The 17,808-nt window shown below is 70.5% G+C and carries 18 protein-coding genes; 8 read left to right on the top strand and 10 right to left on the bottom strand.

Features of this window, described 5'->3' with window-relative positions; translation table 11 throughout:
• Positions 1-6: 6 nt before the first annotated feature.
• The 5 genes from ACFVR6_RS01980 to ACFVR6_RS01960 form a co-directional block, all read right to left on the bottom strand.
• Positions 7-783 (bottom strand): electron transfer flavoprotein subunit beta/FixA family protein, encoded by a 777-nt coding sequence (locus ACFVR6_RS01980; protein ID WP_386958309.1) that lies wholly within the window; start codon positions 781-783, stop codon positions 7-9.
• Positions 784-851: 68 nt separating this feature from the next.
• Entirely contained in the window at positions 852-2,042 is a 1,191-nt protein-coding gene (locus ACFVR6_RS01975; RefSeq protein ID WP_386958308.1) for a bifunctional 2-methylcitrate synthase/citrate synthase, read from the bottom strand.
• Positions 2,043-2,068: 26 nt separating this feature from the next.
• Positions 2,069-2,968: a methylisocitrate lyase gene (gene prpB, locus ACFVR6_RS01970; protein ID WP_386958306.1), complete on the bottom strand. Its 900-nt coding sequence runs from the start codon at positions 2,966-2,968 to the stop codon at positions 2,069-2,071.
• Complete coding sequence (locus ACFVR6_RS01965; RefSeq protein WP_386958304.1) at positions 2,968-4,494, bottom strand: MmgE/PrpD family protein; 1,527 nt, start codon at positions 4,492-4,494, stop codon at positions 2,968-2,970. Before ACFVR6_RS01965 ends, prpB begins: the two co-directional genes overlap by 1 nt.
• Positions 4,491-5,120, bottom strand: a complete 630-nt coding sequence (locus ACFVR6_RS01960) for a GntR family transcriptional regulator (RefSeq protein WP_386958302.1) — start codon at positions 5,118-5,120, stop codon at positions 4,491-4,493. The genes ACFVR6_RS01965 and ACFVR6_RS01960 overlap by 4 nt, the downstream gene beginning before the upstream one ends.
• 176 nt (positions 5,121-5,296) lie before the next feature.
• Here ACFVR6_RS01960 and ACFVR6_RS01955 point away from each other — a divergent pair, with 176 nt between their 5' ends.
• Entirely contained in the window at positions 5,297-6,274 is a 978-nt protein-coding gene (locus ACFVR6_RS01955; protein WP_386958300.1) for a zinc-binding dehydrogenase, read from the top strand.
• 33 nt (positions 6,275-6,307) lie between these two features.
• Here the strand turns inward: ACFVR6_RS01955 and ACFVR6_RS01950 are convergent, their stop codons facing one another.
• From ACFVR6_RS01950 to ACFVR6_RS01940, 3 genes are read right to left on the bottom strand one after another with little or no spacing between them, the layout of a single operon-like run.
• On the bottom strand, positions 6,308-6,790 hold the full coding sequence (locus ACFVR6_RS01950; RefSeq protein ID WP_386958298.1) for an NUDIX domain-containing protein: 483 nt from the start codon (positions 6,788-6,790) through the stop codon (positions 6,308-6,310).
• A complete protein-coding gene (locus ACFVR6_RS01945) occupies positions 6,790-7,803 on the bottom strand; it encodes an aldo/keto reductase family protein (protein ID WP_386958296.1) in 1,014 nt (337 codons plus the stop codon). The genes ACFVR6_RS01950 and ACFVR6_RS01945 overlap by 1 nt, the downstream gene beginning before the upstream one ends.
• 51 nt (positions 7,804-7,854) lie before the next feature.
• Positions 7,855-8,544 (bottom strand): FadR/GntR family transcriptional regulator, encoded by a 690-nt coding sequence (locus tag ACFVR6_RS01940; protein WP_386958294.1) that lies wholly within the window; start codon positions 8,542-8,544, stop codon positions 7,855-7,857.
• 166 nt (positions 8,545-8,710) lie between these two features.
• Between ACFVR6_RS01940 and ACFVR6_RS01935 the strand changes: the two genes are divergently transcribed.
• The 4 genes from ACFVR6_RS01935 to ACFVR6_RS01920 all read left to right on the top strand — a co-directional run bounded on the left by ACFVR6_RS01935 (position 8,711) and on the right by ACFVR6_RS01920 (position 13,181).
• Positions 8,711-9,946, top strand: a complete 1,236-nt coding sequence (locus tag ACFVR6_RS01935) for an aminotransferase class V-fold PLP-dependent enzyme (RefSeq protein WP_386958292.1) — start codon at positions 8,711-8,713, stop codon at positions 9,944-9,946.
• 66 nt (positions 9,947-10,012) lie between these two features.
• Positions 10,013-11,320 carry an ABC transporter substrate-binding protein gene (locus ACFVR6_RS01930; protein ID WP_386958290.1) on the top strand — a complete coding sequence of 436 codons (1,308 nt, stop codon included), beginning with the start codon at positions 10,013-10,015 and terminating at the stop codon, positions 11,318-11,320.
• A 2-nt stretch (positions 11,321-11,322) separates the two neighbouring features.
• Positions 11,323-12,273 (top strand): carbohydrate ABC transporter permease, encoded by a 951-nt coding sequence (locus tag ACFVR6_RS01925; protein WP_386958288.1) that lies wholly within the window; start codon positions 11,323-11,325, stop codon positions 12,271-12,273.
• On the top strand, positions 12,270-13,181 hold the full coding sequence (locus tag ACFVR6_RS01920; RefSeq protein ID WP_386958286.1) for a carbohydrate ABC transporter permease: 912 nt from the start codon (positions 12,270-12,272) through the stop codon (positions 13,179-13,181). The genes ACFVR6_RS01925 and ACFVR6_RS01920 overlap by 4 nt, the downstream gene beginning before the upstream one ends.
• Before the next feature lie 51 nt (positions 13,182-13,232).
• Here the strand turns inward: ACFVR6_RS01920 and rlmN are convergent, their stop codons facing one another.
• Positions 13,233-14,474, bottom strand: coding sequence for a 23S rRNA (adenine(2503)-C(2))-methyltransferase RlmN (gene rlmN / locus ACFVR6_RS01915; protein WP_386958284.1), 1,242 nt, complete (start codon positions 14,472-14,474; stop codon positions 13,233-13,235).
• A gap of 239 nt (positions 14,475-14,713) precedes the next feature.
• On the opposite strand from rlmN, the gene ACFVR6_RS01910 reads away from it, so the two are divergent.
• Positions 14,714-15,187 (top strand): GNAT family N-acetyltransferase, encoded by a 474-nt coding sequence (locus tag ACFVR6_RS01910; RefSeq protein WP_386958282.1) that lies wholly within the window; start codon positions 14,714-14,716, stop codon positions 15,185-15,187.
• Between the two features lie 112 nt (positions 15,188-15,299).
• On the opposite strand, the gene ACFVR6_RS01905 is transcribed toward ACFVR6_RS01910, so the two are convergent.
• Complete coding sequence (locus tag ACFVR6_RS01905; protein WP_386958280.1) at positions 15,300-16,427, bottom strand: hypothetical protein; 1,128 nt, start codon at positions 16,425-16,427, stop codon at positions 15,300-15,302.
• A gap of 118 nt (positions 16,428-16,545) precedes the next feature.
• Here ACFVR6_RS01905 and ACFVR6_RS01900 point away from each other — a divergent pair, with 118 nt between their 5' ends.
• Positions 16,546-17,124: a TetR/AcrR family transcriptional regulator gene (locus ACFVR6_RS01900; protein WP_386958279.1), complete on the top strand. Its 579-nt coding sequence runs from the start codon at positions 16,546-16,548 to the stop codon at positions 17,122-17,124.
• Positions 17,125-17,151: 27 nt separating this feature from the next.
• Entirely contained in the window at positions 17,152-17,793 is a 642-nt protein-coding gene (locus tag ACFVR6_RS01895; RefSeq protein WP_386958277.1) for a LysE family translocator, read from the top strand.
• The last annotated feature ends 15 nt before the right edge of the window (positions 17,794-17,808 follow it).

Below are 17,808 nucleotides of genomic sequence, written 5' to 3'. Positions count from 1 at the left end.
TTCCCCTCACGCCAGCCGGTTCTCGATGAGGTACGCCGCGAGCTTCTCGCCGGCGTCGCCCTCGTCGACGATCTTGACTCCCGCCGAACGCGGGGGCTTCTCATTCACGGCGGTCATGATCGACCGCGCGGTGGTCTCCACACCGGCATCCACCCCGAGGTCGCTGAGCGACAAGGTCTCGAAGGGCTTCTTCTTCGCCGCCATGATGCCCTTGAAGTTCGGGAACCGTGCGTCGGGCAGCGCCTCGGTGATCGAGATCAGTGCCGGCAGGGACGCGGTCACGCGGGCGTTGCCGGCGTCGGTCGCGCGGTTGCCCGAGACCTGCGTCTCGCCGATCTCCACGGCCGACAGCGCGGTCGCGTGCGGCACACCGAGGTGCTCGGCGATCATCGCCCCGACCACCCCGCCGGTGCCGTCGGTGGACTGGTTGCCGGTGATCACGAGATCGAAGCCGGTGCGCTTGACGGCGGCGGCCAGCACCTCGGCCGTCAGGCCCAGGTCAGCACCGGCGAGTGCCTCGTCTACGACCTGCACTGCGGATGCCGCGCCCATCGCCAATCCCTTGCGGATGGTCGCCGCCGACGCCTCCGGCGCCATCGAGAGCACCACGACCTCGGTGCCGGGGTTCGCATCGGCGTAGCTCAGCGCCACTTCCAGCGACCGCTCTCCGATCTCATCGAGCACCCGCTCGCTCGCTTCACGGTCCGCAAGCCCTGTCTCCAGGTTCAGCTTGCGGTCACCGTAGGTATCGGGGACTTCTTTGACCAGCACGACGATCTTCATTGACTCTCCTCACGCGTGGGACGATTCTATACAATCTTCGGGCGGCAATCCGACGCGGGCCGCCCGCATCATCCCGCGGCCTCCTCCTGACGCTGCAGCGCCTCGAGCACGGCCTCGTCGGGAACATGGCCGTCGATGTGCCGCTCATCAGGGCCGTTGTACAGCGACAGCGGCCGGATCAGGGCATTGGATGCCAGCTGCTCGCGGATGTGCGCGGTCCATCCCGTCACGCGCGCGGCAACGAACAGCGGCGTGAAGGTGAGGGTGTCGAAGCCCATGAGGTTGTACGCGGGACCCGAGGGGTAGTCGAGGTTCGGGTAGATGCCCTTGCGGGCGACGAACTCCGACTCCAGCGCGTCGTACAGCTCCGCCACCTCGGGGCGGTCGTAGAAGACGATGAGCTCGTCCAGCGCCGCCTTCATGGTCGGCACCCGCGAGTCGCCCCGCTTGTAGACCCGGTGGCCGAAGCCCATGATCTTGCGCTTGGCGGCGAGGGCGTCGTCCAGCCACGGCCCCACGTTCGCGGCCTCCCCGATTTCGTCGAAGATGTGCAGCACCGCCTCGTTGGCCCCACCGTGCAGCGGACCCTTGAGCGCCCCGATCGCGCCGACCACGGCGGAGTACAGGTCGCTGAGGGTCGAGGCGATGACCCGGGCGGTGAAGGTGGAAGCGTTGAAGGAGTGCTCGGCGTACATGATCATCGAGCGGTTGAACGCATCGACGACGATCGGGTCGGCTTCCTCTCCGAACGTGAGCCACAGGAAGTTCGCCGAGTAGTCGAGGTCGTCGCGCGACTCGACGGGCGCCAGGCCCCGCCGGCGGCGCTGACCGTACGCGACGATCGCGGGGAGTGCGGCGAACAGGCGGATGCTGCGCGCGAGGTTGTCCTCGTCGCTCCCGCTCGCGTCGAGCACCGAGCCGGTGCCGGCCAGGTCGACGGCGCCGAGCAGGCTCACCGCGGTGCGCACCTCGTCCATCGGGTGCGCGTCCAGCGGCACCAGGTCGATCGCCGCTTTGACGTCGTCGCGGAGGGCGCGATGCTCGCGCTCCGTGCGCCGGAAGTCGGCCAGCTGCGCGGCGTCGGGCAGTTCGCCGTTCCACAGCAGGTACGCGACGGCCTCGAAGGGCTGGGTCGCGGCGAGCTCGTGCACGGGATAGCCGCGGTAGAGCAGGCTGTTGGTCTCGGGGTTGACCTTCGAGACCGCCGTGACGTCGGCGACGACTCCGGCCAGGCCCTTGTGGATGTCGGACTCGGTCATGCTCACTCCTTCGTGATGGATGCCGCTCAGCGAGCGATCTGGAAGTTGAAGACGTTCGTGTCGAACTGGTTGTACGACTCGTAGTCGAGCAGCTCGTACAGGTCGGCACGGTGCTGCATCTCGCCCAGTTTGCCGGTGAGATGACCCTCGGCGGTCAATTCGTCCAGCGCCCGGCCCGCCGCTCCCATCGCGATGCGCAGCAGCGACACCGGCCAGATCACGATGTTCACGCCGACGTTCTGCAGCTGCGCGACGGAGAACAGCTCGCTCTTTCCGAACTCCGTCATGTTCGCCAGGATCGGCACGTCCACGGCCCGGCGCACGGCCTCGAACTCCGCCAGCGTCCGCATCGCCTCGGGGAAGATCGCGTCCGCGCCGGCGTCGACGAGCGCCTTGGCGCGGTCGACGGCGGCGTCGAGCCCCTCGACGGCGCGGATGTCGGTGCGGGCCATGATGAGGAAGTTCGGGTCGCGCCGGGCGTCGGCGGCGGCACGGATGCGCTTGACGGCGGTGTCCTCGTCCACGACGGCCTTGCCGTCGAGGTGGCCGCACCGTTTGGGGTTCACCTGATCCTCGATGTGGGCACCGGCGATGCCGGCGTCCTCGAGGGTCTGGATCGACCGGGCGACGTTCATCGGCTCACCGAAGCCGGTGTCGGCGTCGATGATGGCGGGGAGGTCGGTCATGCGGGCGATCTGCTGCCCACGGCCGGCGACCTCGGTGAGGGTCGTGAGTCCGATGTCGGGCAGTCCCAGGTCCGCCGAGAGCACGGCCCCCGAGATGTAGACGCCCTCGAAGCCCTTCTGCTGGATCAGGCGGGCCGAGAGCGGGTTGAAGGCGCCGGGAAAGCGCAGCAGTTCGCCGGAGGCGAGGCGCTCGCGCAGCAGGCGGCGCTTGTCGGCGGGGGTCACGGTCGAGTACAGCATCAGAACAGCCCCTTGGGTGCGGGGGCGGCCAGCAGCACGCCGGGTTTCGCGACGATCGACAGCTCACGCACCTCCGCGGCATCCAGCTCCGGCAGCCGCTCCGCGAGCGAGAGGAACCGCTCGATCTCGGCGGGCTCGAGCACCGGCTCGGCGAGGATGCGGAACTTGCGGATGTAGTCCGCACGGGCGAACGGGCGGGCGCCGAGGGGGTGCGCGTCGGCGACGGCGATCTCTTCCTCGATGACGGTGCCGTCGGTCAGCCGGATCTCCACGCGGCCGCCGAACGCCTTCTCGGCGGGATCGTCCGAGTGGTAGCGGCGGGTCCACTCCGCGTCCTCCGCCGTGGTGATCTTGTGCCACAGCGCCACGGTGTCCTCGCGGTTCGCGCGCTCGGGGGCGTACGAGTCGACGTGATGCCAGCCGCCGTCCTGCAGCGCGACGGCGAAGATGTACGGGATCGAGTGGTCCAGCGTCTCGCGGGATGCCGTCGGGTCGTACTTCTGCGGGTCGTTGGCGCCGGAGCCGATGACGTAGTGGGTGTGGTGCGAGGTGTGCAGCACGATCGACTCGACGTTCGCGGGGTCGGTGGCCTCGGGGTGCTCGCCGTGGAGCTTGCGGGCCAGGTCGATCCACGCCTGCGCCTGATACTCGGCGGAATGCTCCTTCGTGTAGGAGTCGAGGATCGCGCGTTTGGGCTCGCCGGCGGCGGGCAGCGGCACGTCGTACGAGGCATCGGGGCCGTCGAGCATCCAGGCGACGACGCCGTCTTCGCCTTCGTAGATCGGGGAGGGCGAGGTCTCGCCGCGCATCGCACGGTCGACCGCCTCGACGGCCATCTTCCCGGCGAAGGCGGGAGCGTGCGCCTTCCAGGTGGAGATCTCACCCTTGCGCGACTGGCGCGTGGCGGTGGTGGTGTGCAGCGCCTGGCCGACGGCCTGGTAGATCGTCTCGACGGGAAGCCCCAAGAGCGTGCCGATGCCGGCGGCGGCCGAGGGGCCGAGGTGGGCGACGTGGTCGATCTTGTGCTTGTGCAGGCAGATCGCGCGCACGAGGTCCATCTGGATCTCGTAGCCGGTCGCGATGCCGCGGACGAGCGCGGCGCCGTCGGAGCCGACGTGCTGGGCGACGGCGAGGATCGGCGGGATGTTGTCGCCGGGGTGGGAGTACTCGGCGGCGAGGAAGGTGTCGTGGTAATCGAGCTCGCGCACGGCGACGCCGTTGGCCCATGCCGCCCATTCGGGGCTCGTGCGGCGGTCGAGGCTGCAGCCGAACACCGTCGCACCGGCACCGCCGACCGAGACGGCGTGGTCCAGCGCCTGCTGGCGGGCGGCGCTGACGGGGGCGCGGGTGAGGGATGCCGCGGCGACGGCCGCGTTGTCGATGACCCGGTTGATGATCATGTCGACGACCTCGGGGTCGACCTCGACGGGGTCGGCGGCGACCTCGGCGATGTGCCAGGCGAGCTGCCCCTCACGGGCGAGGTTCTCGTCGCTGCGGTGCACGCGAAGGTGATGCGTGATGGTCATGGCTGGGCCTCCAGGGACTCAAGGATCGAGGTCAGGGCGTTGTGCAGGTGGACGTGGGTGGCGTGGGCGGCGAGGTCCGCGTCACCGGCGGTGATCGCCGCGGCGATGAGCCGGTGCTCGGCGACCGATGCCGTCAGGCGCTCGGGGTTGTCGCGGGCGAGGCGGCGCACCCGGACGAGGTGGGTGCGCACCATCCGCAGCGACGAGGCGAGGTATTCGTTGGCGACCGCCGAGTCCAGCGCCGCGTCGAAGCGGGCGATGAGCGCGTAGTACGCATCGGCGTCGCCCGTGGGTTCGGCGGCGACGAACTCGGCGGCGAGGTCGGCGAAGACCGCGCGGTCACCGGCGGCTGCGGCCAGTCGGGCGGCCATCTCCTCGAGGGCGCGGCGCACGACGAAGAGGGCGCGGATGTCGTCGGCATCGATGCCGGAGACGACCGTGACGCGCGGCGAGGCCTGTTCCACGAGGCCGTCGGCGGCGAGGCGCCCGAGGGCCTCGCGCAGCGGCGTACGGCTCACGCCGAGTCGCGTGGCCTGCTCCACCTCCGCCAGAACGCTTCCCGGAGCCAGGGTGCCGGACTGGATCTCGTCGAGGAGAGCCGCGTAGGCACGGTCGCTGGCGCGCATCGCTTCCCCCTCCGTCGGCATGGTCGTCACCTCAGTGTATACACAAAGGCCACCTCCTGCCATCGGATGCCACCTGGGAGCATCCAGGGTATACATCATCCGGGCCGCGGGATTCGGCCCTCACCGCTCACCCGTCCACGAGAATGGGAGTTCCACATCCGATGCGAGGGGATTTGATGCGCGCACTCATGCACGACCGATTCGGCGATCCGGTCGAGGTTCTCGCTGTGCGAGATGTGGAGACCCCGCAGCCCGGCCCACGGGAGGCGCGGGTGCGGACGCTCTGCTCCCCCATCCACAACCACGACCTGTGGACCGTGCGCGGAACCTACGGCTTCCGTCCCGACCTCCCCGCCCGCGCGGGCACCGAGGCGGTCGGCGTCGTCGAGGCGGTCGGCCCGGAGGTGACGGGGTTCGAGGTCGGGCAGCGGGTGGCGACCGGCGGCACCTTCGGGGTGTGGGCGGAGCAGTTCATCGCCCGGGCCGGGGCTCTGGTCCCGGTGCCGGATGGCCTGCCCGACGAGCAGGCGGCCCAGCTCGTGTCGATGCCGTTCAGCGCGATCAGCCTCATCGACTCCCTCGACCTCGCCCCCGGCGACTGGCTCGTGCAGAACGCCGCGAACGGCGCCGTGGGCCGCATGGTGGCGCAGATCGGCCGGGCACGAGGGATCAACGTCCTCGGGCTCGTCCGCCGCGACGCCGGCGTGGCCGAGCTGGCGGATCAGGGCATCGACCGGATCGTCTCGGTCGAGGCGGAGGGCTGGCGCGACCGCGTCGCCGAGATCACCGGCGGCGCGGCGATCGTCGCCGGCGTCGACTCGGTCGGCGGCAGGTCCAGCGGCCAGGTGCTGTCGCTCCTCGGCGACGGCGGCACGCTCGTGGTCTTCGGCGCGATGGAATCTCCGAAGATGGAGCTGACGTCGGGTGACATCATCTTCCGCCACCTCACGGTGACGGGCTTCTGGGGCAGCACGGTCATCGCCACGATGGATGCCACGCGGCGCGCCGAGCTGTTCGACGAGCTCGCCCGCCACCTGGCCTCGGGCACTCTCACCCTGCCGGTCTCGGGCACGTTCGCGCTCGACGACATCGCCGAGGCCGTCGGCGCCAGCCTGTCGGCCGGCCGCGTCGGAAAGGTGCTGCTGCGCCCGTGACACCGGAGCCGGCGCCGCCGGGCCCACGGAGGGTCAGCGGGCGTCGGCGAGCATCTCCGCGAGCCGGTCGAGGGCGGCCTGCTGCCCCTTCACGACCCGCGCGCGGGCGGCGGCGAGCGGCATCCACTCCGCCCGGTCCACCTCGGGGAACGACTGCATCCGGCCCGAGCGCGGCGGCCACGGCATCTCGAACTCCCCGAACGAGAAGTCGTCCTCGGTCGCCGTGAATCCGAGGCCGTCGGCCACGAACACCGTCACGCGCTTGCCCGACGAGTACGGGTAGGTGCCGAGCTCGGCGTACGGACCCTCGGGCGGGTCGACCCCGAGCTCCTCACGGAACTCGCGCCGCGCGGCATCCAGAGCCTGCTCGGAGTCGGGGTCGTACTCGCCTTTCGGGATCGACCACGCGCCGGCATCCTTGCTCGCCCAGAACGGACCGCCCATGTGGGCGATCAGCACCTCGGGCCCGCCATCGGCGAGCCGGTAGAGCAGGATGCCGGCGCTGTGGACGGGCATCAGGCCGGGCGACTCTTCGGCGAGACGCTGTCGGTCTCGCTCGGGTCGGTGACGGCCACACCGGCGAGCGCCTCGTCGATCGCCGTCATCGTGTCGGCGTCGAGCACGACGCCCGAAGCCTTGACGGTGTCCTCGAGCTGCTGCGGCCGCGATGCGCCCACGAGCGCGGCGGCGACATTGGGGTTCTGCAGCACCCACGCGATCGCGAGCTGCGGCATGGTGAGGCCCGCCTGCTCGGCGATCGGCCGCAGCTTCTGCACCGCGGTGAGCACCTCGTCGTTCATGAAGCGCTTGATGAACGCGGCACCACTCTTGTCATCCGTCGCGCGCGAGCCCTCCGGGAGCGGCTGGCCGGGCAGGTACTTGCCGCTGAGCACGCCCTGCGCCATCGGCGACCACACGATCTGCGAGATGCCGAGCTCTTCGGATGCCGGCACGACCTTGCCCTCGATCACGCGCCAGAGCGCGGAGTACTGCGGCTGGTTCGACACCAGCTGCACGCCGAGGTCCTTCGCGAGGGCGTGGCCGTCGCGCAGCTGCTCGGCGGTCCACTCCGAGACGCCGATGTAGAGCGCCTTGCCCTGGCGGACGATGTCGGCGAACGCCTGCATCGTCTCTTCCAGCGGGGTCTCGTAGTCGTAGCGGTGGGCCTGGTAGAGGTCGACGTAGTCCACGCCCAGGCGCCGCAGCGACCCGTGGATGCCGTCGAAGATGTGCTTGCGGCTGAGCCCGGTGTCGTTGGGACCCTTGCGACCGATCGGCCAGTACACCTTGGTGAAGATCTCCAGCGACTCGCGCGGCTGACCCTTCAGCGCCTCGCCGAGCACGACCTCTGCGGCGGTGTTGGCGTAGGTGTCGGCGGTGTCGAAGGAGGTGATGCCGAGATCGAGTGCCTTGTGGACGGTGGCGATGGCGGCGTCGTTCTCGACCTGCGACGCGTGGGTGATCCAGTTGCCGTAGGTGATCTCCGAGACCTTGAAGCCGCTGTTGCCGAGATAGCGATAGTTGACCATCCTCAAACGCTACCCGCACCTCGGCCGCCGAGGCCCGGCATCCACCCCGCGTCAGGCGGGCGGCTGCGGGGGCTGGTGCTTGCGCAGCCAGTACTCGGTCTGGGCGACGTGGGCGGCGGACGCCGCGGAGGCGGCGACGGGGTCGCGGGCATCGAGGCCCCGCAGGATCGCGCGGTGGCCGGCGTCCGAGAGCACCTTGATGCTCGCCGCGTCGTCGGTCGCGAAGATGCGGTAGGCCCGGGAGCGGGCCCGCAGCACGTCGAGAAGGTTCGCCAGGGCGGCGTTTCCCGCCACCGCGGCGATGCCCATGTGGAATTCGTGGTCGAGCTCGGACTGCCGCTCCTCGTCGGTCTCGGCCTCCAGAGCCGTGAGCACGCGTTCGAGGTGGGCGACGGTGGCGGGGTCGATGCGGGCGGCCGCGAGGCTCGCGGCGTGGGCCTCGAGCGCGCGACGCAGCTCGTACAGCTCGATGATCGACTCCAGCGGCAGCAGCCCGACCGTCAGCGAGAGCGCCTTGATGAGGTCGGCGGCGTTCAGATCTCCCACGTAGCTGCCCGAGCCGTGGCGGGTGTCGAGCACACCGAGGGCGGCCAGCATGCGGATCGCCTCGCGCAGCGAGCCGCGCGAGACCCCCAGCTGCTCGCACAGCTCCCCCTCGCTGGGCAGCCGATCGCCCGGACGCAGCGTGCCGTCGGCGATGAGCTCCCGAAGCCCCTGCAGGGCCGTCTCCAATGCGCTCATTCGCGCCACCTTCCCCCTCGCCGCGCGTGGGCCGAGTCTGCCCGGGCGCACGACAAATCACCAAGTCGTATTACAACTTTGCGAAGTTCTCCCACTTTGATCCCACCCGCCGGGCCGTTTGTGGCAATGTTGTGCGACAAGTCTCCCCCAGAACGAACGAGGCGTCATGTCGTTTCCCCCCACGTCGCTTCCTGCGCGCCTGACCTCAGGGCAGCGCGCCAGGGCCGCATGGCCGCTGGATCCCGCGATCGTCCACCTCAACCACGGGTCATTCGGCGCGGTGCCGACGGCGGTCGTGGCCGTACAGGACGAGCTGCGCGCCCGCGCCGACGCGAGCCCCGTGGGCTGGTTCCCGCGCGTGGCCGACTACGTCCGAACGGCGCGCGCCGAGATCGCCCCGTTCGTGGGCGCGGAGGCGCAGGACACCGTGTTCGTCCCCAACGCGTCGGCGGCCGCGACCGTCGTGTACAACAGCCTGCGGCTGGACGCGGACGACGAGATCCTCGTCACCGATCACGGCTACGGGGCCATCACGATGGGCGCCGCACGCCTGGCCCGCCGCTACGGGGCGCGCGTGCGCACCGTGCGCGTGGGCATGTTCGCCGGCGAGGACGAGGTGCTCGAGTCGTTCCGCGCGGCTTTCACCCCCCGCACCCGGCTCATCGTCGTCGACCAGATCACCTCGCCCACCGCGATGCGCCTGCCCACCCGCAAGATCACCGCCCTCGCGCACGAACACGGCATCCGCGTGCTCGTCGACGGCGCACACGCCCCCGGTCTCATCGCGGACGCTGCCGCCGCCGGCGGCGGCGACTGGTGGTTCGGCAACCTGCACAAGTGGCCCTGCGCGCCACGCGGCGCCGCGCTGCTGGTGACCGCGGCGCCCGACCGCGACGACCTCTGGCCGCTCATCGACTCGTGGGGTGGCGCCGACACGTACCCCGACCGCTTCGACAGTCAGGGCACGCTGGATGCCACCGGCTACATCGCCGCCCCTGCCGCGATCGACTTCATCGAGCGCGAGTACGGCTGGGAGCGCACGCGCGAGCGCATGTGGCAGACCGCCGACCTCGGGGCCGCGGTCATCGCGGCCGCACTGCAGCCCTACGTCGCCGACGACGCGCGTGTGACCCTGCCGCGGCCGGTGCCGTCGATGCGTCTCATCCGCCTGCCCGACGGTCTCGGCGCGACGCGCGAGGAAGCCGACGACCTGCGGATGCTGTTGCTGGATGCCACCGGCGTCGAGACCGCGTTCACGAGTTACGAAGGCCGCGGCTACTTCCGCCTGTCGGTGCACCTGTACACCGAGGCCGAGGACTTCACGGCGTTCGTGGAGCGCTGCGTGCCGGAGATCCTCCGCCGCGCCGGCGCCCCCGCCCTCCCCCGCACGATCCTGACCTGACCGTTCCCGCCGGAGCAGTCGCACCCGTTCCACCCCCACCCGCACACAGAAAGAAGGAGCCACGTCGTGAAGCGCAACCGCCTGACGCTCGCCGTCGGCATCGGCACCGCCGCCATGCTCGCCCTCACCGCTTGTTCCGGATCGTCCGGAGACTCCGGTGACGGCGACGTCACCCTGAAGATGGTCGAGAGCCTGACCAACCCCGCCCGCACCGAGGTGCTGCGGGGCCTGCTCGACACGTTCGAGCAGGAGAACCCGGGCATCACCGTCGAACTCGTCTCGCCGCCCACCGAGCAGGCCGACAAGACCATCCAGCAGATGCTGCAGTCCGGCAAGGGCGTCGACGTGCTCGAGGTGCGCGACATCACCGTCGGACCGTTCTCGAACAACGGCTGGCTCTACGACATGGCCGGTGACCTCGAGGACTGGGACGGCTGGGACGCCCTGACCGAGAACGCCCAGGCCGCCGCCCTCACCGACGGCGCCAGCTACTTCGTGCCCTACGGCTTCTACGGGCTGTCGCTGTTCTACCGCACCGACCTCGTCGAGGCGGCCGGCTTCGACGGCCCTCCCCACAGCTGGGAAGACCTGCTGGAGCAGGCATCCGCCATCCAGAACCCGGCCGAGAACGTCTACGGCTACGCGTTCCGCGGCGGCACGAACGGCAACACCAACGTCGTCGCGGCCGTCGAGGCCTACCTCGTCGACGACCTCGACCCCGCCAACGCCTTCCTGCTGAAGGACGGGTCGACGATCTTCTCCGCCCCCGAGGCGCAGGATGCCGCCGACGACTACTTCGCGCTGTTCGAGCAGGCCTCGCCGCCGTCGGCGGTCTCGTGGGGCTACCCCGAGATGGTCGCCGGCTTCACGAACGGGTCGACGGCTTTCCTGCTGCAGGACCCCGAGGTGATCGCGACGGTGCAGGCATCCAGCCTCACCGACGACCAGTGGGACACCGCACCGCTGCTGGTCGGCCCCACCGGCAAGGCCGCGCAGCCCCTGGCCGTCGCCGGCTGGGGTGTGGCCGAGGCCAGCGAGCACACCGAGGAGGCCGTCGCCCTCGTGCAGTTCCTCTCCTCCGTGGAGCCGGCCACCGAGTTCGCCCAGGCCAACAGCCTGGTGCCGATCATCACGGATGCCGCCGATGACGAGTTCTACTCGACCGGTCCGTGGACGAGCTACGTCACGATGACCGAGAACCCCGACACCTACGTCAACGTGCAACAGCCCCGCGGCGTGAGCTGGTGGACCGAGTGGGTGCAGAAGGCCGATCAGGACGTGCAGAGCGTGCTGCTGGGCAACATGACCACGAGCGAGCTGCTCGCCTCGTGGGATGCGTTCTGGACGGACAAGTACGCCACCGAGCAGGACTGACGATGTCGCTGCTCACGCGCGAGGCGCGCCCCACCGGTTCTTCCGGTGGGGCCGCCGCCCCGCTCGGCCGCCGGCGCGTGTTCCGCAGTCGGCACGGTTGGACGATCCTGGCGTTCCTCGCCCCCGCGATCGTGTTCGTCAGCTGGTTCACCTACTACCCGATGCTGCAGGGCGCGGGGATGGCGTTCCACGACTGGAACCTGTGGGACCTCACCTCGACGCCGTTCGTCGGGTTCGACAACTTCGTCACGATCTTCAGCGACCCGGTCTTCCCCGTCGTCGCGTGGAATTCGGTGCTGTGGGTGGTGTGCTCGCTGGTGCCGCAGTTCGTCATCGGCTTCCTCATCGCCCTCGCCCTGCGCCGTCGCTTCCGCTTCCGCGGGGTCTACCAGGCGCTGGTGTTCTTCCCGTGGGCGGTGTCGGGCTTCCTCATCGGCATGCTCTTCCGCTGGATGTTCAACGCCGAATTCGGTGTCGTCAACGACCTGCTCATGCGGGCGGGACTCATCGACGCGCCGTTGCCGTGGCTGGCCGACCCGAAGCTCGCGATGACCGCGGTGATCCTCGCGAACATCTGGTACGGCGTGACGTTCTTCGCGATCATGATCCTCGCCGCGCTGCAGTCGGTTCCCGACGAGATGCTCGAGGCTGCGAGCCTGGACGGCGCCGGCAAGGTGCGTCAGCTCTTCTCGATCATCATCCCGTACATCTCCATGACGCTCCTGCTGACGGTGCTGCTGCGCATCATCTGGATCTTCAACTTCCCCGACATCATCTGGGCGATGACCGCCGGCGGACCCGCGAACCAGACCCACATCATCACGACCTGGATGATCAACTACACCCAGCAGGGCAACTACGGGCTGGCCAGCGCCATCGGTCTCATCGTCGTGGCGGTGCTGTTCGTGTTCTGCGGCTTCTACCTGCTCGCGATGAAGAAGGTGACCAAGTGACCTCGATCGCCCCTGCCCCGGCCGTCGCACCGGTCCGCGTCGCGGGGCCCGCGGGCTCCGGCATCCGCCCCTCGTCGCGCCGGCGGCTCACCCTCACCGGCACGATGCGCTTCGCGCTGCTGGCGGTGTGGCTGCTGATCACGCTGTTCCCGCTGTACTGGATCGCGCTGACGTCGTTCAAGTCGCCCGCGACCGTCAACGCGTTCCCGATCGAGTACTGGCCGAGCGAGCCGTCTGTGCAGAACTACCTGAACCTGTTCGCGGCGAACGACTTCGGGGTGTTCCTGATGAACTCCGCGATCGTGTCGCTCACGGCCGGGTTCGTGGCCACCCTCATCGCGCTGCTGAGCGCGTTCGTGCTGTCGCGTTTCGAGTTCCGCAGCAAGGGCGCGGTGCTCATCGCATTCCTGCTGACCCAGATGATCCCGGCGTTCATCGCCCTGGGACCGCTGTACTCGATGATGTCCAACCTGGGGCTGGTCGACACCAAGTTCGGCCTCATCCTGATCTACATCGCGGTGTGCATCCCGTTCTCCACCGTCATGCTGCGCGGGTTCTTCGAGAACGTGCCGGCGGCGCTGGAGGAAGCGGCGATGATCGACGGATGCTCGCGCCTGGGAGCCCTCTTCCGGGTGCTGGTGCCGGTGATGACCCCCGGCATCATCGCGGCGTTCATCTTCAACTTCGTCAACTGCTGGAACGAGCTGTTCCTGTCGGTCGTGCTCATGCACTCGACCGAGAACCGCACGGTGCCCGCGGCGCTGAACGGCTTCATCTCGACGTTCAACGTCGACTGGGGCTCGATGTCGGCCGCCGCGGTCGTGACGATCCTGCCGACGATGCTCATGTTCGCCCTCGCGAGCAAGTGGATCGTGCAGGGCCTGACCGCCGGAGCGGTCAAGGAGTGACACCGCGTCGGATGCCGGGGCTCACGGTCCCGGCATCCGACGTCGTGTGCGTCAGGAGACGGGCGACACCCCGGCCGCGGCGACCTCGTCGTCTTCGGATGCCACGAGCTGCCCGCACGCGCCGTCGATCTCCTTGCCGCGGGTGTCGCGGAGGGTCGTGGGCACGCCGGCGTCGTTGAGGCGCCGCACGAACTCGTCCTGCACGTCCTTGTCCGACGACGTCCAGATCGAGCCCGGCGTCGGGTTCAGCGGGATGGGGTTCACGTGCACCCAGCCGCGGCCGCGCGCGTTGAGCTTGTCGGCGAGCAGGTCCGCACGCCAGGCGTGGTCGTTCATGTCCTTGATGAGGGCGTATTCGATCGAGACGCGGCGGCCGGTCTTGTCGAAGTACTCGCGCGCGGCATCCAGTGCCTCATCGACCTTCCAGCGGGAGTTCACCGGGATGAGCTCGTCGCGCAGCGTGTCGTCGGGGGCGTGCAGCGACAGCGCGAAGGTGACGGGGATGTCCTCGTCGGCGAGCTTGCGGATCGCGGGGACGAGCCCGACGGTCGACACGGTGATGCCGCGGGCGCTCATGCCCAGGCCGTGCTTCTTGTCGACCATCGTGCGCACGGCCTGCATGACGCGGTTGTAGTTGGCCAGCGGCTCGCCCATGCCCATGAAGACGATGTTGGTGACGCGCTCGCCCTCATGGCCCACCTTGCGGGGGTCGCCGAGGCCACCGTCGGCGATGAGGCGGTTGGCGCGGACGACCTGCTCGACGATCTCGGCGGCCGACATGTTGCGGGTGAGGCCGGCCTGGCCGGTGGCGCAGAACGGGCAGTTCATGCCGCAGCCGGCCTGGCTCGACACGCACAGCGTGATGCGGCCGGGGTAGCGCATGAGCACCGACTCGACCAGGGCGCCGTCGTGCAGCTTCCACAGGAACTTGATCGTGTCGCCCTTGTCGGTCTCGAGGCGCCGCACCTCGGTCAGCAGCGGCGGCAGCATGCCGTGCACGAGTTCGTCGCGGGCGGCCGCGGGCAGGTCGGTCATCTGCGCCGGGTCGGAGGTGTAGTGCGTGAAGTAGTGCTTCTCCAGCTGCGCGGCGCGGAAGCCCGGCATCCCGAGCTCCTTCACCTTCTCGACGCGCTGCTCGGGCGTGAGGTCGGCCAGGTGCACCGGCGGTTTGCCGCGCTTCGGGCTCGCGAACTGCAGGAGGGGGCGGCCCTCGGCATCCTTCTGCTGCGACCAACCCTCGGTCGCCGGACGCACCTGCCGCGGTTTGGTGGCGCGCACGGGGGAATCGGTCATGTTCCCAGGGTACGGGACCCGTCCTGAGCGGGCGCTGGCCGCCGCCCGCGCCCGCCTGTCGCGGGTTCAGGGCGGCTCCGGTGTCACTTCCGCACAATGTACGCGCGGAACACCCACCGAACGCGACACCGGAGCGGCTCGGGGGACGGCGCGGCCGGCGCGGCCGGCGAACGATAGGGCGCGGGCGCACGCGCCGCAAGCGACACTCGAGCAGCTCGGGGCGCGGATACCGTGGCGGGGTGAGCGACGAAGAGATCGAGGTCCGCGACATCCGCCCCGAGGATGCCGGCGAGGTGCTGACCCTGCAGCGCGCGGCGTTCGTCAGCGAGGCACTCATCTACGGCGACCCCGACATGCCACCGCTGACGCAGACCCTCGAGGAGCTGCAGGCGGAACTGGTGGACAACCTCGGCTGCGTCGCCCTCGACGGCCCGCGCATCGTCGGCGCCGTGCGCGCCCGGCACGACGGCGAGCTGCTGCTGATCGGGCGCATCGCGATCGCCCCCGATCAGCAGGGCCGCGGCATCGGCACGAGGCTGCTGGCAGCGGTCGAGCAGCGCGGGCGGGATGCCGGAGCACGCACGGCCGAGCTCTTCACCGGGTCCCTCAGCGAGGCGAACCTGCGCCTCTACGAACGCGAGGGGTACGCCGAATCCGAACGCGTTCCTGGCGACGGCAGCGACCAGATCTTCCTGCAGAAGCCCCTGGCCTGAGCGGGCTCCCTCCGGCATCCCCTGCTCGCCCGTCGCGAAACGCGGCTTCGCGGGCCGGAAACCCGCATCGCGCGACAGGTGAGCCGGCGGGCGGAGCACGCAGCCGAGCTCGTCACACCCCAGCGACGGCAGCGGGCGCCGGCTCGGGCGCCGCGAGCCCGGGCGCCACCGCGCGGCGACGGCGAGCGCCCACCGCCAGCAGCAGGATGCCGGCGGCCGCCCAGCCGGCGAGGGTGAGCGCCGCGACGGCTCCCCCAGACCCGCCGAAGTACGCGACCGAGCGCACGAGCGTGCCGGTCGCGCCCGGCGGCAGCAGCTGGCCAGCCAGGCCCAGCCCGGCCGGCAGCCAGGCGGCGCCCGTGGCGATGCCGGCCAGCGGATTGCCGACGAACATCATCACCATCGCACCGATCGTGAAGCCCTTGCCACCGAAGGCCTCCTGCAGCCCGGCGAGGGCGAGAGCCAGCGCGCCGATGCCGAGGGCCATCGCGCCGGCGACGGGCCAGAACGCGGCCGCGGCGATGCTGCCGAACGAGAACGCGAGGATACCCGCCACGATCATCCCGCCGACGGCGGAGAAGGTCGCGATACCGGCGACGGCCCACCCGAGCCGGCGCGCGAACACCTTGCGGAAGGCGACGGCGGGAACGATCCCGCCGAAGACGAGCGGGAACGCCAGCCCGCCGATGCCGATGCCGGTGGGATCCGCGTCGGGGAGCGGCACGACATCGGTGACCGTCACGGTCGCCCCGACCGCCTGCCCGAGCCCCTGCGCGGTAGCCGTGATCGCGCCGGAGACCACCGGCGACGCCGCGCTCGCGACGTAGGCCGTCACGCCGGATCCGTCGACGGCGACCCCGCCAGCAACCTCGCGCGCGGCGACGTCGGCGCGCAGATCGTCGGCCGAGGCGTAGGCGACGACGTCGTACGCGCCGGGCGCGGCATCCCCCAGCGTGTGCTCGACCTGCGCGACGGCCGCGGCATCACCCGCGACACCGAGCGGCAGGTCCTGCGCGCCGCTCTTGAGGGACGGCATCACGAACAGCATCAGCAGCACGACGAGGATCACGCCGAGCCCCGCGGTGAGCCCGAGCAACATCACGAGGGGCGACGGACGACGGCGAGCGCCGGATGCCGGGATGCCGGAGCCCGAGTCGGGCGCCGGAGAGTCGGGCGCCGCAGCGGCGGATGCCGGGGCAGGGCGCCCTGCGGTGGAGACGTCGACGGCGGAAGAGGTCATGCGGCATCCTGTCTGCCCGAGGGCGAAGTGGAGGAATTTCCTCCAGTATAGGAGGCGGTTCCTCCGCTTACGCTGGGAGTGCGGACATCGTCGCGATGCCCGGCGAAGGGGGGCCGCCATGCGCGCGGATGCGCTGCGAAGACGCGAGGTGATCGTGCGTGAGGCTCGTCGCCTCTTCGCCGCACACGGCGCGTCGGTACCGCTCGAGGCCATCGCCGAGGCCGGCGGCGTGGGGATCGCGACCCTCTACCGCAACTTCGAGTCGCGCGCGGCGCTGACCGATGCCGTCGCCCTGTCGATCCTGGCCGAGATGCGCGAAGCCGCCGGCAGGGCGCTCGCGTCGCTGCCGGCGGACCCGGACGCCGCCTGGCACGGCTTCCTCCGGGCCCTCGTGGGGCTCGACCTCGGGGCTCTCACCGAGGCGATCGCGCATCCCGTGGACGATGCGATCTCCGCCGACGTCCGCGCGGCACAGGACGACACCCTCGCCCGCGTCGCCGACGTGCTGGCCGCCGCTCGCGCCGCCGGTCTGGTGCGCGCCGACCTCGATCCGCTGGAGCTCGTGCTCGCGGTGGGGATGATCACCCGCCCGCAGCCGCCGGCGATCGCGGCATCCAGCCCCCACCTCGTCCCCCGTCTGACCGCGATCCTCGAGGCCGGCCTGCGCGCGGCCCCGGCCGCGACGGCGCGCGACTGACGCGCCCGCCGGGTCTACGCTGGGCCGGTGATCCCGCTCGACAACCTCCTGGCGTTCACCGTCGCCGCCCTCGTGCTGATCGTGATCCCGGGGCCGGCCGTGCTGTTCTCGGTGGGGCGCACCCTCAGCCTCGGCCGCACCGGTGGGCTGCTCAGCGTGCTCGGAGTGAGCCTCGCGCTGATCCCGATCGTGGGCCTGGTCGCCATCGGCGTGGGAGCGGTGGTCGCCCAGTCGGCCGCGCTGTTCACGACGCTCAAGATCGTCGGCGCGCTGTACCTGATGTTCCTCGGAGTGCAGGCGATCCGGCACCGCAAGGATGCCGCCGCAGCCGCCGCGCAGCCCGAGACGGTCGCTCGCTCGCCCTTCCGCCAGCTGCTCGAGGGGTTCGTCGTCGGCGTCACCAACCCGAAGACCATCGCCTTCTTCGTCGCCGTGCTGCCGCAGTTCATCGACGTGGATGCCGGTGCGCCCGCCGTGCAGATGATGGTGCTGGGCCTCGTCTTCGCCGTCCTCGCGCTCATCTCGGACAGCGCGTGGGTGCTGGCCGCGGCCGCCGCGCGCACGTGGTTCGCGAAGTCCCCGACCCGCATCGAGCGCCTCACCGCGACCGGCGGCGGCATGATGATCGGGCTCGGCGGCGCGCTGCTGGTCGCCGGCAACGACCGCTGACGCGCAGGATCCGTT

Source organism: Microbacterium sp. NPDC058021 (genome assembly GCF_042885955.1).
Classification (GTDB): Bacteria; Actinomycetota; Actinomycetes; order Actinomycetales; family Microbacteriaceae; genus Microbacterium.
Note: the sequence above shows the minus strand (reverse complement) of the source record. Positions and strands in the feature narration are given on the sequence as shown.